The sequence below is a fragment of the Herbaspirillum sp. WKF16 genome (assembly GCF_028993615.1).
Taxonomy (GTDB): Bacteria; Pseudomonadota; Gammaproteobacteria; order Burkholderiales; family Burkholderiaceae_D; genus Herbaspirillum.
The window spans coordinates 1,227,333-1,252,702 of record NZ_CP118632.1 but is presented as its reverse complement, the minus strand read 5'-3'; the positions used below and the strand labels follow the sequence as shown (position 1 = coordinate 1,252,702).

Genomic DNA, 25,370 nt, shown 5'->3' with positions numbered 1-25,370 from the left:
ATGTCCGACGAGAATCTCCGCCTGCGCCGCTTGGCGCTGTTCGACGCCGTGTGCCGGGAAGGCGGCATCAGTCATGCGGCCGAGGCGGTCGGACTGACGCAACCGGCGGTCAGCCTGGCCATCAAGAAACTGGAAGAAAGCTTCGGCGCCGTGCTGTTCGAACGCGGTTACGGCGGCAGCGACCTGACCGAGGAAGGCCGGCTGTTGCAGCGGCGGGTGCGGCGCATGCTGGAGCAGATCGAAGCCGCCGTGGCCACCGTGCTGGCCGGCGGCAAACCGCGCGCGCACGATGCGGCGGCAGTGTGCCGCCACCTGACCGATGCCCAGGTGCGCTGCCATATCGCCATCTCCCAACTCGGTTCGGCGGCCGAGGCCGCGCGCCGGCTCGGCATCTCGCAGCCGGCGGTGCACCGCGCCGCGCGCGAGCTGGAAGCCACCGTCGGCGCGGCGCTGTACCGGCGCCGCGTGCACAGCGTCTCGGCCAATCCGGTGGGGGTGGAATTCGCGCGCTGCCTGGCCATCGCCATGAATGAGATCAACCAGGCCGCGATGGACCTGGTGGCCGCGCGCGGCCTGGCCAGCGGGCAAGTGTCGGTGGGTGTGCTGCCGCTCTTGCCGCAGCGCCTGTTGGCGCGCACCATCGCCCGCCTGCAGGAAGAGTATCCGAACGTGGCGGTAACCATCCGCGAAGGCGCGCATGCGCGGCTGCTGGAGGACCTGCGCTTCGGCAAGCTCGACATCATCGTCGGCGCCCTGCGCGAGCCGCGACTGGAGGGCGGCGTGGCCGAGACCGAACTGTTCACCGATCCCTACGCCGTGGTGGTGCGACGCGGCCACGCACTGGCCGGCCGCAAGAAAATATCGCGCAAGGATCTCACCGCCTACGGCTGGGTGGTGCCGCAGCAGGACATGCCGCGCCGCACGGTAGTGGAGCTGATGCTGGCCACCCTGCCCGAGCGTCCGCGCGTGGTGGTGGAGACCAGTTCGCTGGCCATGATGATGGCCATGCTGGAAGAAAACGACTGCATCTCGCTGCTCTCGCGCTCGCACATCCTGTACGGCAATTACCGCAACGACGTGGTGGCGCTGGATGTCGTGCCGCCCAAGGCCGAACGCACCGTGGGCTACACCACCCGCGCGGATTGGCTGGCCACGCCGGTGCAGCAAGCCTTCATCGAGCAGTTGCGGCGCCAGTGCCGCATCGTGCGCTGAGGCGCGGCGCCGTCACGAGCCGGCCGGCTCCCTGCCGCGCGGCGCGCGCTCCTGCCCCTCTTCCGGGGAATCCGGGGCCTGGCGCAGCAGTTGCGCGTTGCGCTGGTTGATCTGGTATTGCTCCTCCGCGTGCTGGTAGGCCAGCTGTTCTTCAGGCGAACGGCTGCAGCCGGCAACGGCGAGGAGCAACAGGATGACGGCTGGGTAGCGTTTCACGCTTGCCTCCAATTGTTATATTTCCATGTGGAAATATACTCCTCACAAATCCTCACTGCAACATCTATTCCGGCCTGCAGGCCCGCATGCGGCGGCCCGCAGGCCTCCTTACATAAATTTGCGCGAAACGTCTGCCTTCCCACATAATGCAAACAATTCTCATTTGAATTGCTATATCAATCCAAAATAATCCCGGGGAGGGAAGCTTGGCGGCCGCCGATTCGTCTTTACTGCAGCAGGAAGTGCGCACCCTTTACCACGACCATCACGGCTGGCTGAAAGCCTGGCTGCGTTACAAGCTGGGCAACGCCTTCGATGCCGCCGACCTGGCGCAGGACGTGTTCATGCGCCTGCTGGCGCGGCAGGAACCGGTGGCCGCGCGCGAACCGAAGGCCTTTCTCTCGACCATCGCGCGACGCCTGGTGATCGAGCACTGGCGCCGCCGCGAGCTCGAGCAAGCCTGGCTGGAGACGTTGGCCGCCCTGCCCGAAGCGCAGGCGCCCTCGGCCGAAAGCCGCGCCCTGTTCCTGGAGGCGTTGGTGGAAATCGACGCCATCCTCGACTGCCTCAAGCCCGCGGTGCGCAACGCCTTCCTGCTGGCCCAGCTGGACGGGCTCACCTGCCCGCAGATCGCGCGCGAACTCGGGGTCTCGCTGGCCACCGTCGAGCGTCATATCGCCCGCGCCCTGCGCGCCTGCTATGCGCTGCGTTTCGAATAGGCGCGCATGACGTCAAGCGCCAGCATGCCAACCAGCCAGCGCCTGCCCGACGCGGTGATCGACGCCGCCATCGTGTGGGGCGTCAAGCTCAACTACGGCGAACCCACGCAGCAAACCCGCTCTCGCTTCCAACGCTGGCTGGAGGCCGATCCGCTGCACCGGCTCGCGTGGGAACGGGTGGGCGCGTTCAAGCCGGCCATCGCGCCGTTGCAGGCGGCGCTGGGCCGCGACGTGCTGGCGGCGGCCGACCGCGAGCACCGCCGGCAAGACGCGCAGCGCCGGCGCGCGCTGAAGATCCTCTCGCTGGGCGGCGTCGCCGCCCTGTTCGGCTGGAGCTTGCGCGATGAACTGGGCTGGCAGCGCCTGACGGCCGAGGCCAGCACCGCGGTCGGCCAGCAGCGCCGGCTGCAGTTGGAGGACGGCACCGCCGTCGTGCTCAATACCGACAGCGCGGTGAGCACCGATTTCTCGGGCGAGCGCCGGGTGCTGATCCTGCGCCGGGGCGAGATCATGGTCACCACCGGCGCCGACGGCGCGGCGGCGTCGAAACGGCCGTTCTGGGTCTTCACGCCCTTCGGCAAGATGCAGGCGCTGGGCACGCGCTTCGTGGTGCGACTGGAGTCGCAGCGCGCGCGCATCAGCGTGCAGGAAGGCGCGGTCGAACTGCATCCCGCCGGCGGCGGCGCGTCGCTCATCGTGCGCCCGGGGCAAAGCGGCTGGCTGGCCGACGACGGCGCGCTGGCCGCGCCTGAGCAGGAGTTCGCAGCCGACGGTTTCGCCGACGGCGTCATCGCCGGCCAGAACATCCGCCTGGACGCGTTGCTGACCGAACTGGCGCGCTACCGGCGCGGCCATATCAGCTGCGATCCGGCAGTGGCCGGACTGCGCGTGTCGGGGCTGTTCCATGTCGCCGACACCGACCGCGCGCTGCAATTCCTGCTTCAGACCCAACCGGTGAGCGTGAGTTACCGCACCCGGCTGTGGGTGGTGGTCGGCCCGGCGAGCCAATCCTGACCGGGACTTGCGGCCGCCGCGAAAAATATTTCAAGAAAAATGAGGGGATTTGGCATCTCGCCCGACCTGACAGACAAGAGGCCTGGAAACAGGCAGCCACTTTCTCACTGTCGGGAACCACAATGAATTCCATCGCATCGCACGCTGCTCGTCCTGCCGCGTCCATTACCGCTTCTTCCGCCGCGTTTGCGGCATCCGTCCATCCTCGCCGTTCTGCGCTGGCCGTGGCGATCTCGCTTGCCCTGCTCGGCGCCTGCCTGGGCGCGCAGGCGCAAACCCCGGCCGCCTTGCCGGAGGGCGCCGCGCTCAGGCACTTCGATGTCCCTGCCGGCCCGCTGGCCAATGCACTGGATCGCTTCGGCCGCAGCGCCGGCGTGAACCTGTCCTACGATCCGGCGCTGGTCAACGGCGTGACCACCGGTGGACTGTCGGGCGAGACGGGAGTGGAGGCGGCCTTGCGCTCGCTGTTGCGCGGCACCGGACTGGAAGCGGTGGCGCAACCCGGCGGCGGCTACTCGCTGCGCAAGGCGACGGCCCCCGGCCCGGCCGCCGCCATCGAAGGCACGCTGCCCAATATCACCGTCTCGGCCCAGCCCGATGGGCAGAGCGCCGCCGGGCCGGTGCGCGGCTACCTGGCCACACGCAGCGCGGGCGCGACCAAGACCGACACCCCACTGCTCGAAATCCCGCAGTCGATCTCCGTGGTCACCCGCGACGAGATGGACGCGCGCGCCGCCAACAGCGTGCTGGAAGTGTTGCGCTACATGCCCGGCGCCAATACCGAGACCCATGGCGTGGACCCGCGCGGCTATGACTATTTCAACCTGCGCGGCTTCATCAATGCCCAGAACACCAGCGATTTCCTCAACGGCCTGCGACAGGTGGGCGCCGGCTTCGGCACGTTCCGCACCGAGCCTTACGGGCTGGAGCGCGTGGAAGTGCTGCGCGGCGCGGGATCGGTGATGTTCGGCCAGGGCGACCCGGGCGGCACCATCAATCGCGTCGCCAAGGTCGCCGGCAGCGGTGCGGGCAATGAGCTGATGGTGGACGTCGGTTCGTTCCAGCGCCGCCAGGTGGCGGCCGACCTGAACGGCAAGTTCGACGAGGACGGCAAGTTGCAGGGCCGCTTCGTCGGCCTGTTGCTGGACGCCGACAACCAGTTCGACTATGGCAATGGCCGCGCCGGCAACAACGACCGTGTGTTCCTGGCGCCGTCGCTGACCTGGCGCCCCTCGGCCGACACCTCGCTCACGCTGCTGGCCAGCTACACCAACGATCGCAGCGGCAGCGGGCGCTGGACCGCGGTGCGCCCGGACGGCACCAAGACCCACCTGCTCTACGGCAACCCCGATTTCGACAAGCAGCACAACGAGCAATGGTCGCTCGGCTACCAGCTGGAGCACCGCCTGGACGACACCTGGACGCTGCGCCAGAACTTCCGCCAGGCCCACCTCGATTCCACCTATTCCGCCGTCAATCCGGTGGCGCAGGCGGGCAACCTGATCACGCGCACCACGGCGATCTACTACAGCCAGGTCGACAACACCTTGCTGGACAACCAGGCCCAGGCCAAATTCAACTGGGGCGACACGCAGCACACGGTGCTGCTGGGCCTGGACTGGCTGCGCATGACCGACCGCGAAGTGCGCTATCGCGGCACGGCCCCGACCTTCAACATCAATGCGCCGGACTACGCCACGCCGATCGCCGCGCCCACCCAGTTGTTCGGCAACCTGGATGAGACGCTGACCCAGACCGGCCTTTATGTGCAGGACCAGGTCAAGTACCAGCGCCTCGTCCTGACCGCGGGCGCCCGCTACGACCGCGCCAGGGACAGCACGCGCAACTACCTCGCCAACACCCGCGTGACGGCCGACGACTCCGCGGCCAGCGGGCGCGTCGGCCTGACCTACATGGTCACGCCCGAGCTTGCCCCCTACGTCAGCTACAGCACCTCCTTCCTGCCGCAAGCCGGATCCGACTTCTTCGGCACGCCCTTCCAGCCGTCCAAGGCCAAACAGTACGAGGTGGGCGTGAAGTACCAACCGGCTAACGGCAAGAGCCTGTACACCGCCGCGCTGTACGACCTGACCAAGACCAATGTGCTCACCAGCGACCCGCTGCACAACAATTTCTCGGTGCCCGCCGGCGAGGTGCGCTCGCGCGGCATCGAGCTGGAAGCCAAGGGGGAGATCGTGCGCGGGCTGAACATCGCCGCAGCCTATACCTACACGCAGGTGGAGAACACGAAGAACACCACCGCCAACCTGCAGGGCAAGACGCCGATCCTGGTGCCGCGCCATGCCGCCTCGCTGTGGATGGATTACGCGGTGCAGGACGGTTCGCTGGCGGGACTGGGCATCGGCGGCGGCGCGCGCTACACCGGTCGCAACTACGCCAACGCCATCAACACCGTGCAGAACGCCGCGGTCACCGTGTTCGACGCCGTGCTGCATTTCTCCAGCGGCCATTGGCGCTATGCGCTCAACGTGAACAACATCGCCAACAAGCAATACACCTATTGCCTGGCCGAGCCGACGCTGACCTGCTTCTGGGCGCCGGAACGCACGGCGATCCTGAGCGCGCGCTACAGGTGGTGAACCTGAAGCGTTGCGCCTGTAAGCGTTCTTCTTCCGGCCGCGCCGGCCTCAGGCGTCTTGCCGCAACGCCATGATCCGCGGCAGGCTGGCTTAGATCCGGTCGGCCAGCGCCTCCACCCGGGCGGCCGCCCCACCGCCCCGTGGGCGGACACCGTCGGCGAGGCGCTCAAGCGCGCCTGAAACGCCTGGCGAGAAAGACGGCATGCGCAAACGACAACGCCCGCAATCGCGGGCGTTGTCGCATGGATGCCGCAGCGGCTACACGGTGGTCTTGCGCATGATCGCCAGGTGGGCGGTCCAGATGCCCATGCTGCGCAGGCTGGCGAAATCCGGATACAGGCTCTCGGTATCGCGCAGCAGCTCGACCTCGGCGCCCTTGCGCAATTCGACGGCAAGCCGCCATCCGCCCGGCATTTCATAGCCGACGATGGTGACCTCGAAATTGCGATAGGTGAAGCCGCAGGTGAGCGACGACATGGCTGCTTCCGTGGAGGAAATGATTTGATCGATTATATAGGCGGGACATTGCATTTCGGTTACATGCCCATGCCGGCGACAGGACTTGTCGCCGCGACAAGCATCATGCCGCGGCCTGCTCGTACAGTTCCAGCGGCAGGCCGTCAGGGTCGGCGAAGAAGGTAAAACGCCGGCCGGTGTATTCATCGGTGCGTATCGCTTCCACGGCCACGCCGTGCCGCTCCAGCCAGGCCGTGGCTTGCGCCACGTCGGCGACCGCGAACGAGAGATGGCGCAGGCCGCAGGCCTCCGGACGGGACGGCCGCGACGGCGGCGCGGGAAAGGAGAACAGCTCGATCTGCCCGCCGTCCGGCAAGCCCAGGTCGAGCTTGTGGGAGCCGCGCTCGGCGCGGTAGTTCTCGGCGATCACGCGCAGGCCCAGCAAATCGACGTAGAAGGCGCGGGAGATCGCGTAGTCGGAGCAGATGATCGCGACGTGATGAATGGATTGCAAGAACATGGCGGAAGGCGGCGGGCGCCGTGATGACGGAACCTCCATCAGAACATGCGGCGGCGCAAATGTTCAATGGCTTTGTGCCGATCGCCGCCGCATGCCTGCCATCCGCGCTTCCTCAGCGCTTACTCAGTGCTTCTCCCCGCCTTTGGCCGGCGCCGCGATGCTCACGCCCATGGCCTGGAACAATGTGGCGGTATCGGCCAGCCGCGCCGCCGTGGCGCGGATCTCGCCCAGCTGCGCATTGAGGTATTGCCGCTCGCCCGCGCGCGCCGCGCTGGCCGGCGCGGCCCCCAGTTCCATGCGCCGCTGCGCGTTGCGCCAGCCCTGTTCGCTGTGGCCGCGCGCGGCGGAGGCGGCCTGCAGCGCGTCGGCGTCGTGGGTCAGCGCCGTCAGGCTGTCGGCCACGTTCTGGAAGGCGTTCAGGACGGTCTGCCGGTAATTGTCCTCCGAGGCCAGGTAGGCCTCCTGCGCGGCCCGCCGGCGCGCGCGCAGGGCGCCGCCGTGGAAGATCGGCTGCGTGATCGAGGCGCCGATGCCCCACACCGCGCCGGCCGCGCCGGTGGCCTTGGGCCAGGTGAAACCGGATTGCCCGAACGAGGCGTTGATCGACAGGCTGGGGAACATCTCCGCCGTGGCCAGCGCTTCCTCGGCCGCGGCCACCTTCAGCGCGGCGTCGGCGGCCAGGATGTCGGGACGCTGGCGAAGCAGGTCCGAGGGCACCGACAGGGGGACGTTCTGCGGCAATTGCAGGACCGCGATATCGAGGTCGGCCGGCGCGGCGTCGGGCGTGCGTCCCATCAGCACCGCCAGCGCGTGGCGCACGGCCTGCCATTGCGTCCTCAACCCCGGCAGGCTGGCGCGCAGCGACTGCGCGTTGGCCTTGGCGGCCAGCACGTCGTCGACCGCCACCGAGCCGATGGCCGCGCGCCGCTGCAATTCCCCGGCGTCGGCATCGGCCAGCGCCACCAGCCGCTCGGTATTGGCCACCTGCGCCCGCAGCGAGGCGGCGTTGATGGCGCTGATCACCACATTGGCGGCCAAGGTGCGGCGCGCCGCGTCGAACTGGTAGGACTGGGCGTCCACCTGGGCCGCCAGCGCCGAGTTGGCGTAGCGCTCCACGCCGAACAGGTCGAAGGTGTAGCTGGCGTTGAGCTCGCCGGCGAAGACGTTGTACAGGTTGGTCGGCGGCCCCATGGTGGGCAAGCCCAGCGCGCGCTGGCGCGTGGCCTGGCCGACCGCGTCGACGGTGGGCCACAGCGACTCGTCGATCTGCCCGCGCAACTGCTCCTTGGCGCCGGCCAGGCTGTGCTCGGCCTGCGCCAGCGAATGGTTGTTCTTGAGCGCCTCATCCACCCAGGCCGACAGCTCGGGCGAACCATACGCCTGCCACCAGCGCGGCACCGCGCGCTGGCCCAGCACGAACTGCTGGCGGGCGCCATCCGGGCCGATGGCCGGCGGCGTGGCCTCGACCGCGTAGTGCGCCGGCTGCGGCACGGCCGGCGCGTCGCCGCTGGGGCCGAGGGCGCAGCCCGACAAGGTGAGCGCGGCCAGCCAGGCCAGGCGCCGCGGCTTGAACGATTCAGGTGTCAGCATCAGTGGCTCCCTTGCGCGCCGGCGACGTCGGCGGCATGGTGGGTTTCATTGGTCTTGACCCGGTAGCACAGCGCGTACAGCGCCGGCAGGTAGAACAGGGTCAGCACGGTGGCGATGGTGATGCCGCCCATCAGGGCGGTGGCCATCGGCCCGAAGAAGTTGCTGCGCAACAGCGGGATCAGCGCCAGCACGGCGGCCGCCGCGGTCAGCGTGATCGGGCGGAAGCGGCGCACCGTGGCGCCGACGATGGCGTCGAAGCGGCCGCGGCCGGCGGCGATGTCCTGCTCGATCTGGTCCACCAGGATCACCGAGTTGCGCATGATGATGCCCAGCATGGCGATGGTGCCCAGCATGGCGACGAAACCGAACGGCTGGTGGAACAGCAGCAGCGCGCCTACCACGCCGATCAGGCCCAGCGGCGCGGTCATCACCACCATCATGGTGCGGCCGAAGCTTTGCAGCTGCACCATCAGCAGCAGCAGCACGGCAATCACCATCAGCGGCATCTGCGCCGAGATCGAGGACTGCGCCTTGGCGTTCTCCTCCACCGGGCCGCCGACGTCGATGCGATAGCCCACCGGCAGCTCGGCGCGCAGGGCGTCGAGCTTCTGGTTCACCGTATTGGTGACGTCGATGCCTTGCACGCCGGCGTGCACGTCGGCCAGCACGGTGATGGTGGGCTGGCGGTCGCGCTCCCAGATCACGCCGTATTCCAGCGTGTTGCGGAAGTGGCCCAGCGTGGCCAGCGGCACCGGGCCGTTGGCCGTCGGCATGGACAGCGTGGCCAGGCGCGACGGATCCACGCGCTCGCTGCGCGGCGCGCGCAGGTCGACGCTGATCAGCTTGTCGCGTTCGCGGTATTGGGTCACGGTGTAGCCCGAGAGTTGCATGGCCAGGAAGTTGGACACCTGTTGCGAGGTAAGACCGAGTTCGCCGGCGCGCTTCTGGTCGATCTCGAAGGACACCGAGCGCTGGGCCGGCTCATCCCAGTCGAACTGCACGTTGGTGGCGCGGCTCTCCTTGCGGATCTCGGCGGCCACCTGCTCGGCGATCGCGCGCACCTTGGGGATCTGCTCGCCGCTGACGCGGAACTGCACCGGGAAGCCGACCGGGGGCCCGTTCTCCAGGCGCGTGAGGCGGGTGCGCAGGCCGCTGAACTGGGTGCGCAGCGGCTCTTCCAGGGCATGGGCCAGCGCCTCGCGGTCTTCCACCGACTTGGCGGTCACCACGAACTGGGCGAAGTTGGCGCTGGGCAGCTGCTGGTCCAGCGGCAGGTAGAAGCGCGGCGCGCCCGTGCCCACGAAGCTGACCACGTGGTCGATCTGCGGCCGGCCCTTGAGCACCGCTTCCATGCGCAGCGCCTCGCGTTGCGTCGCCTCGAAGGAGGAGCGCTCCGGCAGGCGCAGGTCGATCAACAGCTCGGGCCGGTCGGAACTGGGGAAGAACTGCTGTGGCACCAGCCCGAAGGCGGCCAGCGAACCGAAGAACAGCAAGGCGGTGGCCAGCACCACGCGGCCGCGATAGGCCACGCACCAGGCCACCATCCGGCGCAGGCGCGTATAGATCTTGGTCTGGTAGATCGGATGGTCGTGGTCTTCCTCGTCATGGCCGGCGTGCGGGTTGGCGGCAATCTGCTCGTCGCTGAGCGCGCCCGGCTTTTCCTTGAGCATGTGATAGCCCAGGAGCGGGATCAGCACCACCGCCGCCAGCCAGGACAGCAGCAAGGCGATCGCCGAGACCTCGAAGATGGAGCGCGTGTATTCGCCGGTGCCGGACTTGGCCAGCGCGATCGGCAGGAAGCCGGAGACCGTCACCAGCGTGCCGGTGAGCATCGGGAAGGCGGTGCTGGTGTAGGCGAAAGCGGCCGCGCGGCGCCGGTTCCAGCCCTGCTCCAGCTTCACCGCCATCATCTCCACGGCGATGATGGCGTCGTCCACCAACAGGCCCAGCGCCAGCACCAGCGTGCCCAGCGAGACCTTGTGCAGGCCGATGTCGAACATGTACATGAACAGCGCAGTGACCGCCAGCACGATGGGAATCGAGATCACCACCACCATGCCGGTGCGGATGCCCAGCGACACCAGGCTCACCACCAGCACGATGGCGACCGCCTCGGCCACCGCTTCGAGGAAGTCGTCCACCGACTTCTCGACCGCGTGCGGCATGCTGGAGACCGGCGTCAGCGTCAGCCCGGCTGGCAGGCGGCGGCGCAGCTCCTCGGTGCGGGTGTCCAGCGCCTGCCCCAGGCGGATGACGTCGCCGCCGGGCTGCATGGTCACGCCGATGCCCAGCACCGGCTTGCCGCCGGCGCGCATCTCCTGTTCCTGCGGCTGCTCGTAGCCGCGGCTGATGGTGGCGATGTCGCCCAGGCGGAAGTTGCGGTTGTTGATGTGGATGATCTTGTCTTCGAGCGCGCGCAGGTCGTCGAACTGGCCGGTCGGCCGCACGTAGACGCGGTCGTCGCCGGTGGTGACCAGGCCGCCCGGCACCACCGCGTTCTGCCCGCCGATGGCGTCGGCCAGTTGCTGCGGGCTGATGCCCAGGCGCGTCATGCGGGCGTTGCCGATATCGATGTAGATGCGCTGGTTGCGATCGCCGAAGTAGTCGATCTTGCCCACGCCGGGCACGCGCAGCAGTTCGCCGCGCAGCTGGTCGGCATAGTCGCGCAGCTGCGCCGGCGAGAAGCCGTCGCCGGCCAGCGCGTAGATATTGGTGTAGACGTCGCCGAACTCATCGTTGAAGTAAGGCCCATGCACGCCCTGCGGCAAGGTGGCCGCGATGTCGCCGACCTTCTTGCGCACCTCGTACCAGGTCTTGGGCACCTGCGCGGCGGGCGCCGTGTCCTTGATGGTGAAGAACAGTTGCGACTGGCCCGGGCGCGAGTAGCTGCGCAGGAAGTCGACGTCGGGCGTCTCCTGCAGCTTGCGCGCGATGCGGTCGGTGATCTGCTCCTGCACCTGGCGCGCGGTGGCGCCCGGCCAGTCGGTCTGGATCACCATCACCTTGAAGGTGAACGGCGGATCTTCCGATTGCGAGAGCTTGGTATAGGAGCCGATGCCCAGCAGGGTCACCAGCGCCAGGATGAAGGTCACCAGCGCCTGGTGCTGCAAGGTCCAGGACGACAGGTTGAAGCGGTCGGAACCGGGCGCGCTCATAGTGCGAAGTCCTCGGCGTGCAGCGGCGCGATGGCCTTGACCTTCTCGCCGACGGTGAGCGTGTGCACGCCCTGCACCACCACCTTCTCGTCAGCCCCCACGCCCTGCGCCAGCGAAATGCTGCGCTCGCCGTAGGCGGCCACCGTCACCGGACGCAGCAGCAGCTTGCCGTCGCCGCCGACGATCCACACTGCGGGCTTGTCGCCCTGGTGGAACAGGGCGGTGGCGGGCAGCACCATGACCTGCGCGTTGTCATTGCCCTTGGGTTGGATCACGACGTCGCCGGTCATGCCCAGGCGCAGCGCGGCGTCGGGCTGGTCCAGCGTGACCTTGACGCGATAGGTGCGGCTCTGCGGATCGGCCGCCGGGCTCACCTCGCGCACGCGACCGCTGAAGCTCTTGCCCGGCAACGCCGGCAGCGTGAGGGAGGCGACGGCGCCGGGCTGGATGCGCGCGACCTGGTTGTCGGCCACCTCGGTGACCACGTCCACCGCGCCCGCCCAGGCCAGCGAGAACACCGGCTGGCCGGCCGACAGCACGTCGCCGGTATTGGCCTGCTCGGCGCTGATCACGCCGTCATGCTCGGCCACCAGCGAGGTGTAGCCGCGCTGGTTGCCGGCCACCGCCGAACGCGCCTGCGCCGCCTTGAACTGGGCCTGCGCGGCGGCGTAGGCGTCCTGGCTTTGCTCCAGCTGCTGGGGACTGATCAGGTTTTCGCGCGCCTGTTCGGTATCGCGCTTGAATTGCTTCCCGGCCGCCTCCAGGTGCTGGCGCGCCGACTCCAGTTCGGCGCGGGCGCTGGCCGCATTGTGTTCGGCGTCGGCCGGATCGAGGCGCGCCACCACCTGGCCGCGGCGCACGGCGTCGCCCAGGTGCACGCGGCGCTCCACCAACTGGCCGGCGATGCGGAAGGACATCGCCGTCACGAAGCGCGACTGCACCTCGCCCGGCAGGTGCAGCGCCTGCGCGCCGCTGCGCTGCTGCGCCTGCAGCACCACCACTTCGCGCGGGGCCTCGGCCACCGGGGCGGGCTTGCTGCAGGCGGCCAGCGCCAGGACCACGGAGATCGACGCCAGCGCCGGCGTCAGGCGCGGCGCGCCGGGGGCGCGCGCAGGCTGGCTGCGCGAACGGGGATGGAGGGCAAGCTTCACGACATTCCTTTCAGGGAAGTGGGTGTCCGGATCGACGCGCGCTCCGAATCCTCGATGGCAACTGCATTGAATTTTTCGAATTCTAATACGTTTATGAATTCAGATGCAACCTTGTATTTGGATTCATGAGTGATAAAATTCGCCTCATGACACGCCAACGACTCAGCCGCGAGCAAAGCCGGGAGCAGACCAGGGAACGCCTGCTGGACTCGGCGCACGCCGTCTTCATGCAAAAGGGATTCCCGCTGGCCAGCGTGGAGGACATCAGCGCCGCCGCAGGATACTCGCGCGGCGCCTTCTATTCCAATTTCGACGACAAGACGCAGTTGTTCTTCGAACTGTTACGCCGCGAGGGCGAAAGCATCGACCAGGAATTTCACCGCATGCTCAGCGGCCCGGTCAGCGACCCGGTCGCCTTGCGCGAGGAAGTCGCGGCGCAATATTCGCAACTGTATCAGGGCGACAAGTGCAGCCTGCTGTGGATGGAAGCGCGCATCGTCGCCTTGCGCGACGAGAAATTCCGCGTGGAGCTCAATCGTTTCCTGGAAGAGCGCTATCTCCAGATCGCCGGATTCGTCGAAGCCTATTCGCGCCTGACCGGCACCGCCCCGGCGGCGCCGCCGCGCGAGATCGCCATCGGCCTGATGGCCCTGTGCGAAGGCGTAAGCTTCTCGCACCGCTGCGCGCCGGACATGGTCGACGGCAAGACGGCGGAGTCGGTGCTGTCTTGGTTCCTGAAAGCCTCGATCGCGATGCCTGCGGCTGCGCCCGCCCCCGCTCCCGCGCCGAAGAAAACCGCCGCGCGCAAGAAGAAAGCCTGACGCGACCTCTTCATGCCGGCATCGCCGCTTCCGGCGAGCATGCCTGCAGCCGGCTCCCCGCGCCATGATCGACGGGGACAGCGCACCCTCGCCTCCTCCTGCCCCTCCCTCCTTTTCTCTTTTTCCAACACATCTTTACATTTTGATTGTAATGACAATCATTCCGTTTTACAGTGTATTAAAAATAGTTCTCATTAAAAATACCAACTTACACGCCAAGCACCGCCACCATGGCAACCATGCCCGCCGCAGATCCCTGTTTGCGCATTTCCGTCGAAGACTTGTACACATCCCATCACGGCCCGCTGGTGGAATGGCTGCGCAAGAAGCTGGGATGCGCCTCCAATGCCGCCGACCTGGCGCAGGACACGTTCCTGCGGGTGATCCTCAAGCGCGACCTGGAAGCGCTGCGCGAGCCGCAGGCCTACCTGCGCACCATCGCGCATTCGCTGCTGGTGAACCACTGGCGCAGGCAAGACCTGGAGCGCGCCTACCTGGAGGCGCTGGCGGTCTTCCCCGACGCCATGCTGCCCTCGGAAGAAGACAAGGCCGTCGTGCTGGAAGGCCTGCAGGAGATCGACCGCCTGCTGGGTCGCCTGTCGGTCAAGGCGCGCACGGCCTTCCTGCTGTCCCATCTCGAAGGCCTCACCTACGCGCAAATCGCCGTCGAACTGGAGGTATCCGAGCGCATGGTCAAGAAGTACATGGCGCAGGCCATGCTGGTGTGCCTGGAACTGCAGGTCTAGGCGCATGAGCGGCGACTCCTCCCGCGTCCTGCGCAAGGACGCCCACGGCGTGCTGGAAGCCAGCGCCGAGTGGTACTCCATCATGCATGCCGACAGCGTCAGCGACGAAGACATGCGCAGGTGGAACGCCTGGATGCTGGCCGATCCCTCGCACCGCAGCGCCTGGGAACGGGTCATGAATATCAGCAGCAAGTTCGGGGCGATGCCTCATGCATTGAACGCGCGCGCGGCCAACCACGCGCTGGCCGCGGTCTCCGGCAAGCAGCGCCGCCAGACGCTCAAGCTGCTGGGCGCGCTCTGCGCCGTCGGCGTGGGCGCCTTGCTTGCCTCGCGCAGCCGCATGGCCTCGACCCTCTTCGCCGGGCACCGCACCGGCGTGGGCGAGCAACGACAACTCATCCTGGCCGACGGCACCGAGATCTGGCTCAACACCGAGACCGCAATCGACGTCGACTACGGCGGCGCGCTGCGCCAAGTCAGCCTGCGCTCGGGCGAGATACTGATCAAGACCGCTGCCGACCGCCAGTCCCCCGCCCGGCCGTTCGTGGTGACCACCGAGCAGGGCAACCTGCGCCCGCTGGGCACGCAATTCACCGTGCGCGGCGAGGATGGCGTGGTCAACGTCGCCGTCTTCGAAGGCGCCGTCGAAGTCGCGCTCAGGGACGATGCGGCGCAGGCGCGCCCGGTCGTCCACGCCGGGCTGCAAATGTCCTTCTCGCGCTCCGGCGCCGGCGCCATGCAGCCGGCCGAGACCTTGCGCCGCGACTGGATCCATGGCGTCCTGGCCGCGGACAACATGCGACTGGCCGATTTCATCGATGAACTGGGCCGCTACCACGCCGGCATCCTCAGCTGCGCGCCGGAGGTGGCCGACCTCAGGATCGTCGGCGCCTTCCCGGTGCGCGATATGCCGGCCATCCTCGCCGCGCTGGAGTCCACCCTGCCCATTACCGTCAGGCAATACGCGCGCTGGTGGGTCTCCATCAATAAAAAATCCGCATAAATTCGCTTTTCGAGGTTCCCCATTTGTTCGAGCTGCTTGGCATACCTAGTGAAAGCCGCACAACTCTCGAACAAGAAAGGGACATCATGTCAGCACCAAACCAAGGCCGCGCCATGCCCGGCCGCCTGCATCGCCAATTCAAGGCCAAGCGCCTGGCCCGCGCCATTCACCTGGCCTGCGCCAGCTTGCCGGTCGCGCTGCTGGCGTACTCCGCCGTACCGGCCTGCGCCGCCGAACCCGCCGGCGCGGCAATCCGCGCCTATAACATCCCGGCCGGCTCCCTGAGCAGCGTACTGAGTCGCTTCGCCACCGAGTCCGGCATCCTGTTGTCGGTCGACGGCAACCTGACCGCCGGCAAGACCAGCCCCGGCCTGCAGGGCAACTATGCCATCCGCGACGGCTTCGAGAAGCTGCTCACCGGCACCGGCCTGACCGTCACCCAAAGCGCCGCCGGCTACGGCCTGGCGCGCAGCGCCGCCGCCGCGGGCGAGGCCGGCTCGCTGCCGCAGGTGGCCATCGTCGGCCAGCGCGAGGCGGTGGCCGGCTACGTCGCCCGCAACACATCCACCGCCACCAAGTCGGACACCCCCATCCGCGACATCCCGCAGACCGTCTCCGTCATCACCCACGACAGCATCCGCGACCAGGCCATGCAGAGCATGGCCGACGCCATGCGCTACGTGCCGGGCATCGGCATGGCCAACGGCGAAGGCAATCGCGACAGCCCCATCATCCGCGGCAACAACGCCTCCTCGGGCGACTTCTACATCGATGGCATCCGCGACGACGTCGAGTACTACCGCGACCTCTACAACACCGACCGGGTGGAAGCGCTGACCGGCCCCAACGCAATGATCTTCGGCCGCGGCGGCTCGGGCGGCGTGATCAACCGCGTCACCAAGAAGGCCGACTGGTCCAACAGCAAGGAACTGAGCGTCACCTACGGTTCCTACAACAACCGCCGCGTCACCGCCGACATCGACCACGCCGTCAACGACGACGTCGCCGTGCGCGTGGCGGCCATGTACGAGAACTCCGACGGCTACCAGAAGAACTTCAACCTGGAGCGCCTGGGCATCAACCCCACCGTGAGCATCAAGGCCGGCCCCGACACCCTCATCACCCTGGGCTATGAGCACTACCAGGACGACCGCGTCGCCGACCGCGGCATTCCTTCGCTGCGCGGCCGCCCCTACGACACCGACGTCTCGACCTTCTTCGGCGACCCGCGCGCCGATCGCCGCCCGATCTCGCTGAAGACCGACAGCGTCAACGCCATCATCAGCCACGACTTCGGCGCCGGCGTGAAGCTGACCAACCAGACCCGCTTCATGGCCTACGACAAGTTCTACCAGAACTACAACGCCGGCGCGGTGAACCTCACCACAGGCGCGGTTCCGGTGACGGCCTACAACAACCACCAGTGGCGTCGCAACCTGTTCAACCAGACCGACCTGAACTTCGACCTCAGCACCGGCGACATCAAGCACCGCATGCTGGTGGGCATGGAACTGGGCCAGCAAAACACCGACTACTTCCGCACCACCGGCGTGTTCGCCAACGGCACGACCACGGGCAGCGTGAACCTGGCCAATCCCTCGGCCAACCTGCCGGTCAACTACGTGCTGGGCGCCAGCGCCTCCGACCGCGACGCCACCAGCAACGCCAACATCTTCGGCCTCTACGTGCAGGACCAGATGGAGCTGTCCAAGCAGTTCCAGATCATCGGCGGCGTGCGCTTCGACCGCTTCTCGCTGGACTACCACAACCGCAACCGCGCGGTCATCGCCGGCGGCGACCTTTCCAGCTCCGACAACCTGGTCTCGCCGCGCCTGGGCTTCGTGTTCAAGCCGGTGGAAGCGGTCTCGCTGTACGCCAACTACAGCGTGGCCTACTTCCCGCGCGGCGGCGACCAGCTGAGCAGCCTGTCCAACGTCAACCAGGGCCTCAAGCCGGAGAAGTTCACCAACTATGAGGTCGGCGCCAAGTGGGAAATCCGCCCCGACCTGCTGGGCACGGTGGCGCTGTATCGCCTCAAGCGCAACAACGTCGCCGTCACCAACCCGCTGACCGGCATCGCCGACCAGTTGACCGACGGCCAGAAGACCGACGGCGTCGAACTGGGCCTGAGCGGCTACGTGAGCAGCCAGTGGAGCATCAAGGGCGGCTATGCCTACCAGGACTCCAAGCTGACCGCCACCACCTCCGGCACGGCGCAGAACGGCGCGGTCGCGGCGATGGTGCCCAAGCACACCTTCTCGCTGTGGAACCGCTACGACTTCACGCCGCAATGGGGCGCGGCGCTGGGCATCATCCATGTCGCCGACCAGTTCGCCTCCACCAGCAACCTGGTGAAGCTGCCGAGCTACACGCGCTATGACGGCGCCGTCTACTTCGTCCTGAACAAGGACACCCAGATCCAGCTGAACATCGAGAACATCACCGACAAGAAATACTGGACCAACGCCAACGGTGACAACAACATCACGCCGGGCGCCCCGCGCCTGGTGCGCCTGGGCCTGACCACCCGGTTCTGATCCGTAGCCTGAGCGAGTTTGGCCACCGCATCCTCCGATGCGGTGGCCTTTTTCATGATTCGCCGCATACCGCAACGGCAAGCGGCGCTGCCGCGGTTCAGGCCCTTGCCAGCACCACCAGCCCCGGCACCGGCTGCCCCATTTCCACGCGCAGGCTCTCCTCGCGCATGACCATCAATTCAAGCCCGGCGTCGCGCAAGCTTGCCTCCACATAATCGCGCCGATGGCGGAAGCGGCCGCTGGGATGCAGGAAATAGCCGTCCGTGCATTCTTGCCGCGCGGCTTCCACCGTGAAGATGAAATGGCCGCCGGCGCGCAACGCGTGCCGCGCGGCCGCGAAGAAACGCGCCAGCCGGCCGCAGTAGATCAGCACGTCGCAGGCCGACACCAGGTCGTACTGCGCCCGGCGCGCCTCCATCCAGTCGGCCGCCTCGGCCTGGGCCAGATGGGTATAGCTTGCGCGCGCGGCCGCATGCCGCAACATGTTTTCCGACAGGTCGATGCCGTCCAGGCGGCGTGCGCGCGGCGCCAGCGCCGGAGCGCACAGGCCGGTGCCGCACCCGGCGTCGAGCACGTCGGCCAATGGCCGGTCTTTTCCCAGCGCGGCGTCCAGCAAACCGGCCAGCACCTGCGGGCCGCGATACCCGAGATGCGTGACCAGGTTGGCGTCGAAGCTGTCGGCATAGTCGTCGAAGCGGCGGGTGATGTAGGCCGGCGCCGCCGAGTCCGCCGGCAGGCCGGCATAGGCGGCATGCATATGCCGCGCGGTCGGGTTGCCGGGTTCCTCTTCCAGCCATTGCCGGCACACCTGGGCAGCCTCCTCCACACGCCCCAGGAAGTAGTACGAAATGCCCAGCATCTCGCGCGACTTTCCCTCGTGCGGCGGCAGCACATAGGCCATGCACTGGTAACGCGAAGCTTGCATGCGGTCGCCGGCGCGCTCGTATAGCTCGGCCAGCTGCAGCATGGCCGCGCCAAACCCCGGGGCCAGTTCCAGCGCGCGCAGGCAAGCCTGCGTAGCCTCATCATCCGCCCCCTGGGCGCGCAGGGCGGCGCCGCAGTTGTTCCACAGTTGGGCGTCGCCCGGACGCAGCGCCAGCGCCTCGCGATAGGCGGCAGCGGCTTCGCCGAAGCGCTCGCGCGCGAACAGCACGTTGCCCAGGTCGTTGCGCCAGTCCGCCTCATGCGGCGCCAGCGCCCCCGCCCGCAACAGGTACGCCAGCGCCTCGTCATGCCTGCCGCGCTGGTGCATCAGGATGCCCAGGTAATGCATGGCGCCGGCGTGGCCCTCGTCCAGTTCCAGCAACAGGCGATACTCTTGCTCGGCTTCATCCAGCCGGCCGGCGGCATGCGACGCGAATGCGGCCTCGAAGGCCTGTCCGATGAACTGCTCCAACTCTCCCGAATGCGACATCCTGGCTCCAATCAGTGCGGCAACAGGGCCGCGGTTTGCGATGGCAACGCCGCTGCGGCGGCCATGCGCGTCGTATCTCCCGGCACCGGCGCCGGCGCTGAGAACACGGCGACCGATGCGGCCAGCGCGCCGGCCTGCGTCGTCAGGGCTGCGGCGGCCGCCGAGGTCTGCTCGACCAGCGCGGCGTTCTGCTGGGTGGAGCGATCCATCTCCACCAGCGTGCGGCTGACCTGGCCGATGCCTTCGGCCTGTTCGCGCGTGGCGGTAGCGATTTCGTTGACGGTCTTCATGACCTGGCTGAACGATCCGACGATCTGGCCGATGGCCCGATCGGCCTGCGCCACCTGGTCCGACGCCTGGCCGACCGAGTCGATCGAATCCGAGATCAGGCCCTTGACCTCGCGCGCCGCCTGCGCGCTGCGCAGCGCCAGCGAGCGCACTTCCGCCGCAACGACGGCGAAGCCCCGTCCCTGGGCGCCGGCGCGGGCCGCCTCCACCGAGGCGTTCAGCGCCAGGATATTGGTCTGGAAGGCGATGCCGTCGATCACGCCGGCGATGTCCGATATGCGCGCGGCGCTGGCCGTCACCTGCGCCATCGCGCCGGCGATGCCGCCCATCACCTGGCCGCCGCGCTCGGCATCGCGCGCCGCCGCTGCCGCCAGTTCGTTGGTGCGGCCGGCGTTCTCGGCGTTGTTGCGCACCGCCGACGACAGCTGTTCCAGCGTGGCGGCGGTCTCCTCCAGGGCGGCCGCCTGCTGTTCGGTACGCTGGGCCAGCTCGCCGTTGCCGCGCGCGATCTCGCGGGCGCCGCGGTGAACGTCGCCGGTGGCGTCGCGAATGCGCGCGACGGTGCCGGCCAGGCCATGCTGCATGCGCGCCAGCGCTGCCAGCAGCGTGCCGATCTCGTTGCCGGAGATGCCGCGTACCGGCGTGCCGAGATCGCCGCCGGCGATGCGCTCGAAATGCCGGCCCGCCTCCTTCAGCGGCCGCAGCAGGACGCGGTCGAACAGCATCCAGTACAGGCCGACCAGCAACAGCGAGCAGGCCAGCATCGCCGCCGCCAGCCAGGAAGCCACGGCGTAGCGCCGCTCGGACGCCAGCCGCAGCTCCCCGTGCACCGCCTCGGCGTGGCCGATCACCTCGCGCAGGATCGCGGCGAACGCGCGGTCAGCCGCTTCGGCGCTGGCGGTGGCCGCGGCGTAATCGTCCAGCGAGACGTCGTACAGCGCCACCTCGCGCTGGCCGAGCACCCTGGCATAAGCCTCGTAGGCCTGGGCCACGCGCGGGGCGTCGGCATCGGCCATCGGCTGCGGCGCGGGCGCGCGACGGTAGGCGTCGAAGGTCTTCTTCGCCTCCTGCAGCGCGGCCGAGGCGCGGCGGGTGTAGTCGTTGGACTTCACCTCGTCGCCCTTGAGCAGGTTGATATAAGCGTTGTCCATGTTGAGCAGGGTGACGAGGAACAGGCGCTCGGTGTCGTGCAACGGCTGGATGCGCCGCTCCGACAAGTCGATCAGCGCGGTTGCGGCCTGCGCCGCCGAGCGTGCGCCACTCCAGGCCAGGGTCACCGCGCACCACAGCGCGAGCGAGAAGATGCCCAGCACCAGCAGCAGGCCGGTGCGGATTTTCAGTCTGGCGAACATGCGCGCTCCCACCCGGATCAGCGAATGCCCAGGCGGCGGTCCAGCGACCAGGCGCCGCCGCCGCGCGCCACCAGCAACAGCAGCAGGCCGGCCCACGACAGGTGGGTGGGCCAGGCATCCGGATAGACGAAGATCTCGATCACCGCCGTCATGCCCAGCAGCGCCAGCGCGGCGCCGCGCGTGAACAGGCCCAGCACCAGCAGCAGCGGGAACAGGTGTTCGGCATACGCTGCCAGGTGAGCGGCGAGATCGGGCGGCACCAGCGGCAAGCGGTACTCCTCCTGGAACAGCGCGTAGGTGCCGTCCTTGATCGTAAGAAAACCGCTGACCTTGGTGCGGCCGGAAAGAAAGAAGATGGCGGCGATCGCGCCCCGCGCCACCAGCGCCAGCAGCGAGTCGCCGATCAGGTGCTGCGCCAGGCCGGCGCCGCGCGACCACAGGGATTGCGGTACGCGCGGCGGCTTGCCGGCATCCATCGGACCAGGCTTGTTCATGTCGTTCTCCATCAATGAAAGGAAGTAAAGGCGCCCGCCTGCAGCAGCGCGCCAAGCATGGCGGCCACGTCCAGCCCGGGCTCGGCCTCCAGCGCCAGCGCGGCCGATGCGGCCACGCCCGCGCCATCGCCGCAAGCGTCGAGGAAACGGCACGCGCCGGGCCCGATGCCTTGCCACCGCACCTCGCCCACGGGCCGGGTCAGCAGCGCGCCCTCGGCGCGCCAGGCGAGTTCATCCGGCGTCTCGACGGCTTCACGATTGGCCGACCAGATCGAATACGCCGGATGCGCCGGCTCCCAGCGCCAGCGCGCCGCCGCGTGCGGGACCAGTCGCACGTCCTGCCCGGCCGCCAGCGCGGCATGCAGGGCGGCGGCGTCGAGCGCGGCGTCGTCGGCCGCCAGGTGCGCTTCGGTCCAACAGCGATCCAGCGCCGCCACGCCGGCCAGGTAAGGCAACTCGCTTGCCTCCTCCAGGCCGGAGAGGAACGCCGCAAAGCCATCGCCATAGGCGATCAGGCTGGCATCCTGCGGCATGTTCCGGCGCGCGTAGGCCAGCGCCGCGCCCTGGAACCACTGCGCGCCGACCAGCCGCTGCACCGCCGGATAGTTGGCCGCGAGGGCATCCACGCAGCCCTTGAAAATCGTATTGCGGTAGACCGCGAAAGCCGGCTGCGCCAGCAGCGACGCCACCAGCGGATCGGCGCTGCGGTCATGCCATACGGCGTGCAGGAACGCGCGGTAGTAATCGTGGTCGTTCACGCTGCGCGCTCCCGGTGCGTGGAGTCCAAGCCGTCGAGGATCCCCTGCGCGATGTCGCGTTCGGCCAGCAGCTCGTCGAAGCCGGGCAGCTTGCCGTCGCGCTCGATGAGCGTCGGGCGCGGACCGATGCGCGCCACCAGCCCGCGGTACAGGTCCCAGACCGCCGGCGCCACTGCGGCGTCGTGCGAGTCGACCAGCAGGCCGGGCAGGCCGGCGTCGCTGCTGTGGCCGGCCAGGTGGATCTCCTCGATGGCCTCGGCCGGCAGTTGCTCAAGATAGGCCTGGGCATCGAGGCCCAGGTTGGCCGCGCTGACGTGCACGTTGTTGACGTCCACCAGCAGGCCGCAGCCGGTGCGGCGCACCAGCTCGCGCAGGAACTCGGGCTCGCTCCATTCATGGCCATCCATGCGCAGGTAATGCGAAGGATTTTCCAGCGCGATGCGGCGCCTGAGCGCATCCTGCGTGCGCGCGATATTGGCCGCCAGCCGCGCCAGCGTGGCGCCGGTGCGCGGCACCGGCAGCAGGTCGGGGAAGTAACGGCCGTCGGCGCGCGACCAGGCCAGGTGCTCGGACACCAGCGCCGGCTCGATGCGCGCGGCCAGCGCGGCCAGCCGCCGCAAATGGACCGGGTCGGGCGCGTCCGGCCCGGCCAGCGACAGCGAGACGCCGTGCAGCGCCAGCCGATGGCGGCTGCGCACCGCCTCCAGCCAGGCCAGCCGCGGGCCGCCATCCATCAGGTAGTTCTCCGGATGGACCTCGAACCACAAGCCCGGCGCGGCGCAGGACAACGCCGCGTCGAAATGCTGGGGCTTGAGGCCGAGGCCGGCGGCCAAAGGCGCTGCGTTCATGTGCGCGTTCCGCCTCAGAAGGGCTTGAGCGAACCCATGCCGCGCGGGGTCTTGATCGAGGCGCAGGTGCCGGCCGGGACGTTCTTCCAGGCATTGCCCTGGTAGTCCATCGTGGCGGTGCCGGCGCAGGTGGTGCCTTCGCCGGCCTTGCAGTCGTTCTGGCCGGCCATGGAAACGCCGTAGCACTTCTCGACGGCGGTCTTGGCGGCGGGTTGCTGGTTTTGCGCCATGGCCACGCCCGAGGCCAGGGTGGCGAGGGTGAAGGCGGCGGTAGCGACGATACGGGTATTCATGGTGCGGCTCCTTGAAAAATTGAACAGGTTGAAAGTGGATGCGGCCGGCGGCTGGTTTGCTGCCGGTCTGCAAGTTATTTCGCCGGGCCGGGCGTCCCGGTTACAGGCATCGCCGGGAAATATTTTTTGCGCATGCTGTAACCGGATCGGCCCGACCGGCGAATAAGGAATAAAGCGCGCTGCGCGCACCGAGGGATAAAGAGGGCAACCATGAAGACAATGGAATTGGTGGACATGCTGGCGGCAGGCACCGGCGGCCCGGGCGGCAAACGCCCGGCCGGCGGCGACGGCGCGCGCATGGCCCTGGCGCTGGCGGCCGGCCTGGGCGGTTCGGCGCTGCTGCTGGCCGTGATCTACGGCGTGCGCAGCGACATGCCGGCGCTGCTGTTGCAGCCGCTGTTCTGGCTCAAGGTCTCGTTCCCGCTGGCCGTGCTGCTGGCGGCGCAGGCCACGGCCGCGCGGCTGGCAAGGCCGGGCGTGCGCATCGGCCTGGGGCCGGCCGCCGCCCTGCTGCTGCCGCCGGCGGCGCTGTGGCTGGCCGGCGCCGGCTGGCTGGCGCTGGCGCCGCCTTCGCAGCGGCTGGAACTGCTGCTGGGCAGCACCTGGGAAGTCTGCTCGGGAAACGTCGCCTTGCTCTCGCTGCCGACGCTGGCGGCCATGTTCTGGTTCATGCGCGGCCGGGCGCCGACCCGGCTGATGGCCGCCGGCGCCATCGCCGGCCTGGTGGCGGGCGCGCAGGGCGTGCTAGTCTATTCACTCTATTGCGTGGAAATGGCGCCGCCGTTCTGGGGCATCTGGTACGTGCTGGGCGTGCTGGGCCCGACCCTGCTGGGCGCCTTGTCCGGCCCCGTGCTGCTGCGCTGGTAAACCGACGGCACGCGCCATGACCGATAGCCAACCGTTATTCGCCCATGAATTGTCCGCCTTCCACGACGGCGCGGCCGGCCGTTCGATGACGCCGCTGGCCGGCAAGGAGCCCGCGCACCCGACCGAGGAGCGCCTGCGCGCGCTGCTGCTGGCCGGGCTGGACGGCGACGCCGTCGCCTATCGCGACTTCCTCTCCGAACTCAGCGGCCGCCTGCGCGCCTTCCTGCGCAAGCGGCTGCAGCACATGCAGGACGAAGTCGAGGACATCGTCCAGGAAACCCTGCTGGCCGTGCACAACGCGCGCCACACCTACCGCGCCGACCAGCCGCTGACGGCATGGGTGCACGCCATCGCGCGCTACAAGCTGATGGACTTCCTGCGCGCGCGCTCGCGCCGCGAGGCCTTCAACGATCCGCTGGACGACGAGCACGAGCTGTTCGCCGCCTGCGACGAGGAGCCGGCGCAGGCCCGCCGCGATGTCGGCGCGCTGCTGGAACAGTTGCCCGACCGCCAGCGCCTGCCGATCGTGCACGTCAAGCTGGAGGGCATGTCGGTGGCGGAAACCGCCGCACTGACCGGCATGAGCGAATCGGCGGTGAAGGTCGGCATCCACCGCGGCCTCAAGGCGCTGGCCGCCAAAATCCGGGAGAAGCTGTAATCATGAAAACCGATGACCTGATATCGATGATGGCCGCCGGCGTCGCGCCGGTGGACCGTCGCCTGCCCCTGCGGCGCATGGCGCAGGCGCTGGCGCTGGGCAGCGCCGGCTCGCTGGCGCTGCTGTTGCTGATCTACGGGCTGCGCCCTGACCTGAAGGCGATGTTGTGGGCGCCGTTGTTCTGGATCAAGCTGGCCTTCCCCACCACGCTGGCGGCCGGTTCGCTGCTGGTGCTGCGCCGCCTGTTGCGCCCCGGCCAGCGGGTCGGCGCCAACTGGGCCGGCATCGCCGCCCCGAGCCTGGCGATCTGGCTCGCCGGCGCGCTCGTGCTGGCGGTGGCGCCGGCCGCCGAACGCCTGCCGCTACTGATGGGATTTACCTGGCGCAGCTGCCCCTTCAATATCGCCCTGCTGTCGCTGCCGCTGTGCGCCGCCATCGTCTGGGCCGTGCGCGCGATGGCGCCTACCCGGCTGCGCCTGGCCGGCGCCGTGGCCGGCCTGCTGGCAGGCGCCGTCGCCACCATGGTGTATTGCCTGCACTGCCCGGAGATGGGCGTGCCGTTCTGGGGGCTGTGGTATTTCCTGGGCATGCTCATCCCTGCCGCGGCCGGCCTGCTGCTGGGCCCGCGCCTGCTGCGCTGGTAAGTTTTTCGGAGAAT

At 68.5% G+C, this 25,370-nt stretch carries 23 protein-coding genes; 11 read left to right on the top strand and 12 right to left on the bottom strand.

Annotation, left to right across the window (positions count from 1 at the left end):
• The gene (locus tag Herbaro_RS05600; RefSeq protein WP_275012843.1) at nucleotides 1-1,212 is read left to right on the top strand and encodes a LysR family transcriptional regulator; all 1,212 of its coding nucleotides are present in this window, start codon (nucleotides 1-3) and stop codon (nucleotides 1,210-1,212) included.
• Between the two features lie 12 nt (nucleotides 1,213-1,224).
• Here Herbaro_RS05600 and Herbaro_RS05595 read toward each other — a convergent pair whose 3' ends face one another.
• Nucleotides 1,225-1,428 carry a hypothetical protein gene (locus Herbaro_RS05595; protein ID WP_275012842.1) on the bottom strand — a complete coding sequence of 68 codons (204 nt, stop codon included), beginning with the start codon at nucleotides 1,426-1,428 and terminating at the stop codon, nucleotides 1,225-1,227.
• A 206-nt stretch (nucleotides 1,429-1,634) separates the two neighbouring features.
• On the opposite strand from Herbaro_RS05595, the gene Herbaro_RS05590 reads away from it, so the two are divergent.
• From Herbaro_RS05590 to Herbaro_RS05580, 3 genes are all read left to right on the top strand, one after another.
• Entirely contained in the window at nucleotides 1,635-2,147 is a 513-nt protein-coding gene (locus Herbaro_RS05590; RefSeq protein WP_275012841.1) for a sigma-70 family RNA polymerase sigma factor, read from the top strand.
• Nucleotides 2,148-2,171: 24 nt separating this feature from the next.
• Nucleotides 2,172-3,161: a FecR domain-containing protein gene (locus Herbaro_RS05585; RefSeq protein ID WP_275012840.1), complete on the top strand. Its 990-nt coding sequence runs from the start codon at nucleotides 2,172-2,174 to the stop codon at nucleotides 3,159-3,161.
• Between the two features lie 224 nt (nucleotides 3,162-3,385).
• On the top strand, nucleotides 3,386-5,761 hold the full coding sequence (locus tag Herbaro_RS05580) for a TonB-dependent siderophore receptor (RefSeq protein ID WP_275012839.1): 2,376 nt from the start codon (nucleotides 3,386-3,388) through the stop codon (nucleotides 5,759-5,761).
• 258 nt (nucleotides 5,762-6,019) lie between these two features.
• Here Herbaro_RS05580 and Herbaro_RS05575 read toward each other — a convergent pair whose 3' ends face one another.
• The 5 genes from Herbaro_RS05575 to Herbaro_RS05555 form a co-directional block, all read right to left on the bottom strand.
• Nucleotides 6,020-6,238 carry a hypothetical protein gene (locus Herbaro_RS05575; RefSeq protein ID WP_275012838.1) on the bottom strand — a complete coding sequence of 73 codons (219 nt, stop codon included), beginning with the start codon at nucleotides 6,236-6,238 and terminating at the stop codon, nucleotides 6,020-6,022.
• 103 nt (nucleotides 6,239-6,341) lie between these two features.
• Complete coding sequence (gene gloA2, locus Herbaro_RS05570) at nucleotides 6,342-6,737, bottom strand: SMU1112c/YaeR family gloxylase I-like metalloprotein (protein ID WP_275012837.1); 396 nt, start codon at nucleotides 6,735-6,737, stop codon at nucleotides 6,342-6,344.
• Nucleotides 6,738-6,860: 123 nt separating this feature from the next.
• Nucleotides 6,861-8,327 carry an efflux transporter outer membrane subunit gene (locus Herbaro_RS05565; protein WP_275012836.1) on the bottom strand — a complete coding sequence of 489 codons (1,467 nt, stop codon included), beginning with the start codon at nucleotides 8,325-8,327 and terminating at the stop codon, nucleotides 6,861-6,863.
• Nucleotides 8,327-11,482 carry an efflux RND transporter permease subunit gene (locus Herbaro_RS05560; protein ID WP_275012835.1) on the bottom strand — a complete coding sequence of 1,052 codons (3,156 nt, stop codon included), beginning with the start codon at nucleotides 11,480-11,482 and terminating at the stop codon, nucleotides 8,327-8,329. Before Herbaro_RS05560 ends, Herbaro_RS05565 begins: the two co-directional genes overlap by 1 nt.
• On the bottom strand, nucleotides 11,479-12,570 hold the full coding sequence (locus Herbaro_RS05555; protein ID WP_446719328.1) for an efflux RND transporter periplasmic adaptor subunit: 1,092 nt from the start codon (nucleotides 12,568-12,570) through the stop codon (nucleotides 11,479-11,481). Before Herbaro_RS05555 ends, Herbaro_RS05560 begins: the two co-directional genes overlap by 4 nt.
• A gap of 209 nt (nucleotides 12,571-12,779) precedes the next feature.
• Here Herbaro_RS05555 and Herbaro_RS05550 point away from each other — a divergent pair, with 209 nt between their 5' ends.
• The 4 genes from Herbaro_RS05550 to Herbaro_RS05535 all read left to right on the top strand — a co-directional run bounded on the left by Herbaro_RS05550 (nucleotide 12,780) and on the right by Herbaro_RS05535 (nucleotide 17,740).
• A complete protein-coding gene (locus Herbaro_RS05550) occupies nucleotides 12,780-13,454 on the top strand; it encodes a TetR/AcrR family transcriptional regulator (RefSeq protein WP_275012834.1) in 675 nt (224 codons plus the stop codon).
• A 239-nt stretch (nucleotides 13,455-13,693) separates the two neighbouring features.
• Nucleotides 13,694-14,200 (top strand): sigma-70 family RNA polymerase sigma factor, encoded by a 507-nt coding sequence (locus Herbaro_RS05545; protein WP_275013968.1) that lies wholly within the window; start codon nucleotides 13,694-13,696, stop codon nucleotides 14,198-14,200.
• 4 nt (nucleotides 14,201-14,204) lie between these two features.
• A complete protein-coding gene (locus Herbaro_RS05540) occupies nucleotides 14,205-15,203 on the top strand; it encodes a FecR domain-containing protein (protein ID WP_275012833.1) in 999 nt (332 codons plus the stop codon).
• A gap of 86 nt (nucleotides 15,204-15,289) precedes the next feature.
• The gene (locus Herbaro_RS05535) at nucleotides 15,290-17,740 is read left to right on the top strand and encodes a TonB-dependent siderophore receptor (protein ID WP_275012832.1); all 2,451 of its coding nucleotides are present in this window, start codon (nucleotides 15,290-15,292) and stop codon (nucleotides 17,738-17,740) included.
• A 97-nt stretch (nucleotides 17,741-17,837) separates the two neighbouring features.
• On the opposite strand, the gene Herbaro_RS05530 is transcribed toward Herbaro_RS05535, so the two are convergent.
• Genes Herbaro_RS05530 through Herbaro_RS05505 form a run of 6 tightly spaced genes read right to left on the bottom strand, consistent with a single transcriptional unit; the run spans nucleotide 17,838 to nucleotide 23,187 of the window.
• A complete protein-coding gene (locus Herbaro_RS05530) occupies nucleotides 17,838-19,154 on the bottom strand; it encodes a tetratricopeptide repeat protein (protein ID WP_275012831.1) in 1,317 nt (438 codons plus the stop codon).
• An 11-nt stretch (nucleotides 19,155-19,165) separates the two neighbouring features.
• Entirely contained in the window at nucleotides 19,166-20,794 is a 1,629-nt protein-coding gene (locus Herbaro_RS05525) for a methyl-accepting chemotaxis protein (protein WP_275012830.1), read from the bottom strand.
• A 17-nt stretch (nucleotides 20,795-20,811) separates the two neighbouring features.
• The gene (locus Herbaro_RS05520; protein ID WP_446719327.1) at nucleotides 20,812-21,270 is read right to left on the bottom strand and encodes a DoxX family protein; all 459 of its coding nucleotides are present in this window, start codon (nucleotides 21,268-21,270) and stop codon (nucleotides 20,812-20,814) included.
• A 29-nt stretch (nucleotides 21,271-21,299) separates the two neighbouring features.
• Nucleotides 21,300-22,046 carry an HvfC/BufC N-terminal domain-containing protein gene (locus Herbaro_RS05515; RefSeq protein ID WP_275012828.1) on the bottom strand — a complete coding sequence of 249 codons (747 nt, stop codon included), beginning with the start codon at nucleotides 22,044-22,046 and terminating at the stop codon, nucleotides 21,300-21,302.
• Entirely contained in the window at nucleotides 22,043-22,894 is an 852-nt protein-coding gene (gene bufB / locus Herbaro_RS05510) for an MNIO family bufferin maturase (RefSeq protein WP_275012827.1), read from the bottom strand. Before bufB ends, Herbaro_RS05515 begins: the two co-directional genes overlap by 4 nt.
• A 14-nt stretch (nucleotides 22,895-22,908) precedes the next feature.
• A complete protein-coding gene (locus tag Herbaro_RS05505) occupies nucleotides 22,909-23,187 on the bottom strand; it encodes a BufA1 family periplasmic bufferin-type metallophore (RefSeq protein ID WP_275012826.1) in 279 nt (92 codons plus the stop codon).
• A 210-nt stretch (nucleotides 23,188-23,397) separates the two neighbouring features.
• Here Herbaro_RS05505 and Herbaro_RS05500 point away from each other — a divergent pair, with 210 nt between their 5' ends.
• The 3 genes from Herbaro_RS05500 to Herbaro_RS05490 are packed head-to-tail and all read left to right on the top strand — an operon-like array spanning nucleotide 23,398 to nucleotide 25,356.
• Nucleotides 23,398-24,054: a DUF1109 domain-containing protein gene (locus Herbaro_RS05500; protein ID WP_275012825.1), complete on the top strand. Its 657-nt coding sequence runs from the start codon at nucleotides 23,398-23,400 to the stop codon at nucleotides 24,052-24,054.
• 16 nt (nucleotides 24,055-24,070) lie between these two features.
• The gene (locus Herbaro_RS05495; protein WP_446719308.1) at nucleotides 24,071-24,712 is read left to right on the top strand and encodes a sigma-70 family RNA polymerase sigma factor; all 642 of its coding nucleotides are present in this window, start codon (nucleotides 24,071-24,073) and stop codon (nucleotides 24,710-24,712) included.
• 2 nt (nucleotides 24,713-24,714) lie between these two features.
• Nucleotides 24,715-25,356, top strand: a complete 642-nt coding sequence (locus tag Herbaro_RS05490) for a DUF1109 domain-containing protein (protein WP_275012824.1) — start codon at nucleotides 24,715-24,717, stop codon at nucleotides 25,354-25,356.
• Nucleotides 25,357-25,370: the final 14 nt, after the last annotated feature.

What these genes read in the sequence shown, in the direction of transcription:
- gloA2 (WP_275012837.1), bottom strand. Translation starts at nt 6,737, where the DNA reads ATGTTCTTGCAATCCATTCATCACGTCGCGATCATCTGCTCCGACTAC.
- Herbaro_RS05540 (WP_275012833.1), top strand. Translation starts at nt 14,205, where the DNA reads ATGAGCGGCGACTCCTCCCGCGTCCTGCGCAAGGACGCCCACGGCGTG.
- bufB (WP_275012827.1), bottom strand. Translation starts at nt 22,894, where the DNA reads ATGAACGCAGCGCCTTTGGCCGCCGGCCTCGGCCTCAAGCCCCAGCAT.
- Herbaro_RS05565 (WP_275012836.1), bottom strand. Translation starts at nt 8,327, where the DNA reads ATGCTGACACCTGAATCGTTCAAGCCGCGGCGCCTGGCCTGGCTGGCC.
- Herbaro_RS05530 (WP_275012831.1), bottom strand. Translation starts at nt 19,154, where the DNA reads ATGTCGCATTCGGGAGAGTTGGAGCAGTTCATCGGACAGGCCTTCGAG.
- Herbaro_RS05600 (WP_275012843.1), top strand. Translation starts at nt 1, where the DNA reads ATGTCCGACGAGAATCTCCGCCTGCGCCGCTTGGCGCTGTTCGACGCC.
- Herbaro_RS05550 (WP_275012834.1), top strand. Translation starts at nt 12,780, where the DNA reads ATGACACGCCAACGACTCAGCCGCGAGCAAAGCCGGGAGCAGACCAGG.
- Herbaro_RS05535 (WP_275012832.1), top strand. Translation starts at nt 15,290, where the DNA reads ATGTCAGCACCAAACCAAGGCCGCGCCATGCCCGGCCGCCTGCATCGC.
- Herbaro_RS05545 (WP_275013968.1), top strand. Translation starts at nt 13,694, where the DNA reads ATGCCCGCCGCAGATCCCTGTTTGCGCATTTCCGTCGAAGACTTGTAC.
- Herbaro_RS05575 (WP_275012838.1), bottom strand. Translation starts at nt 6,238, where the DNA reads ATGTCGTCGCTCACCTGCGGCTTCACCTATCGCAATTTCGAGGTCACC.
- Herbaro_RS05525 (WP_275012830.1), bottom strand. Translation starts at nt 20,794, where the DNA reads ATGTTCGCCAGACTGAAAATCCGCACCGGCCTGCTGCTGGTGCTGGGC.
- Herbaro_RS05500 (WP_275012825.1), top strand. Translation starts at nt 23,398, where the DNA reads ATGAAGACAATGGAATTGGTGGACATGCTGGCGGCAGGCACCGGCGGC.
- Herbaro_RS05490 (WP_275012824.1), top strand. Translation starts at nt 24,715, where the DNA reads ATGAAAACCGATGACCTGATATCGATGATGGCCGCCGGCGTCGCGCCG.
- Herbaro_RS05520 (WP_446719327.1), bottom strand. Translation starts at nt 21,270, where the DNA reads ATGGATGCCGGCAAGCCGCCGCGCGTACCGCAATCCCTGTGGTCGCGC.
- Herbaro_RS05585 (WP_275012840.1), top strand. Translation starts at nt 2,172, where the DNA reads ATGCCAACCAGCCAGCGCCTGCCCGACGCGGTGATCGACGCCGCCATC.
- Herbaro_RS05560 (WP_275012835.1), bottom strand. Translation starts at nt 11,482, where the DNA reads ATGAGCGCGCCCGGTTCCGACCGCTTCAACCTGTCGTCCTGGACCTTG.
- Herbaro_RS05505 (WP_275012826.1), bottom strand. Translation starts at nt 23,187, where the DNA reads ATGAATACCCGTATCGTCGCTACCGCCGCCTTCACCCTCGCCACCCTG.
- Herbaro_RS05495 (WP_446719308.1), top strand. Translation starts at nt 24,071, where the DNA reads ATGACCGATAGCCAACCGTTATTCGCCCATGAATTGTCCGCCTTCCAC.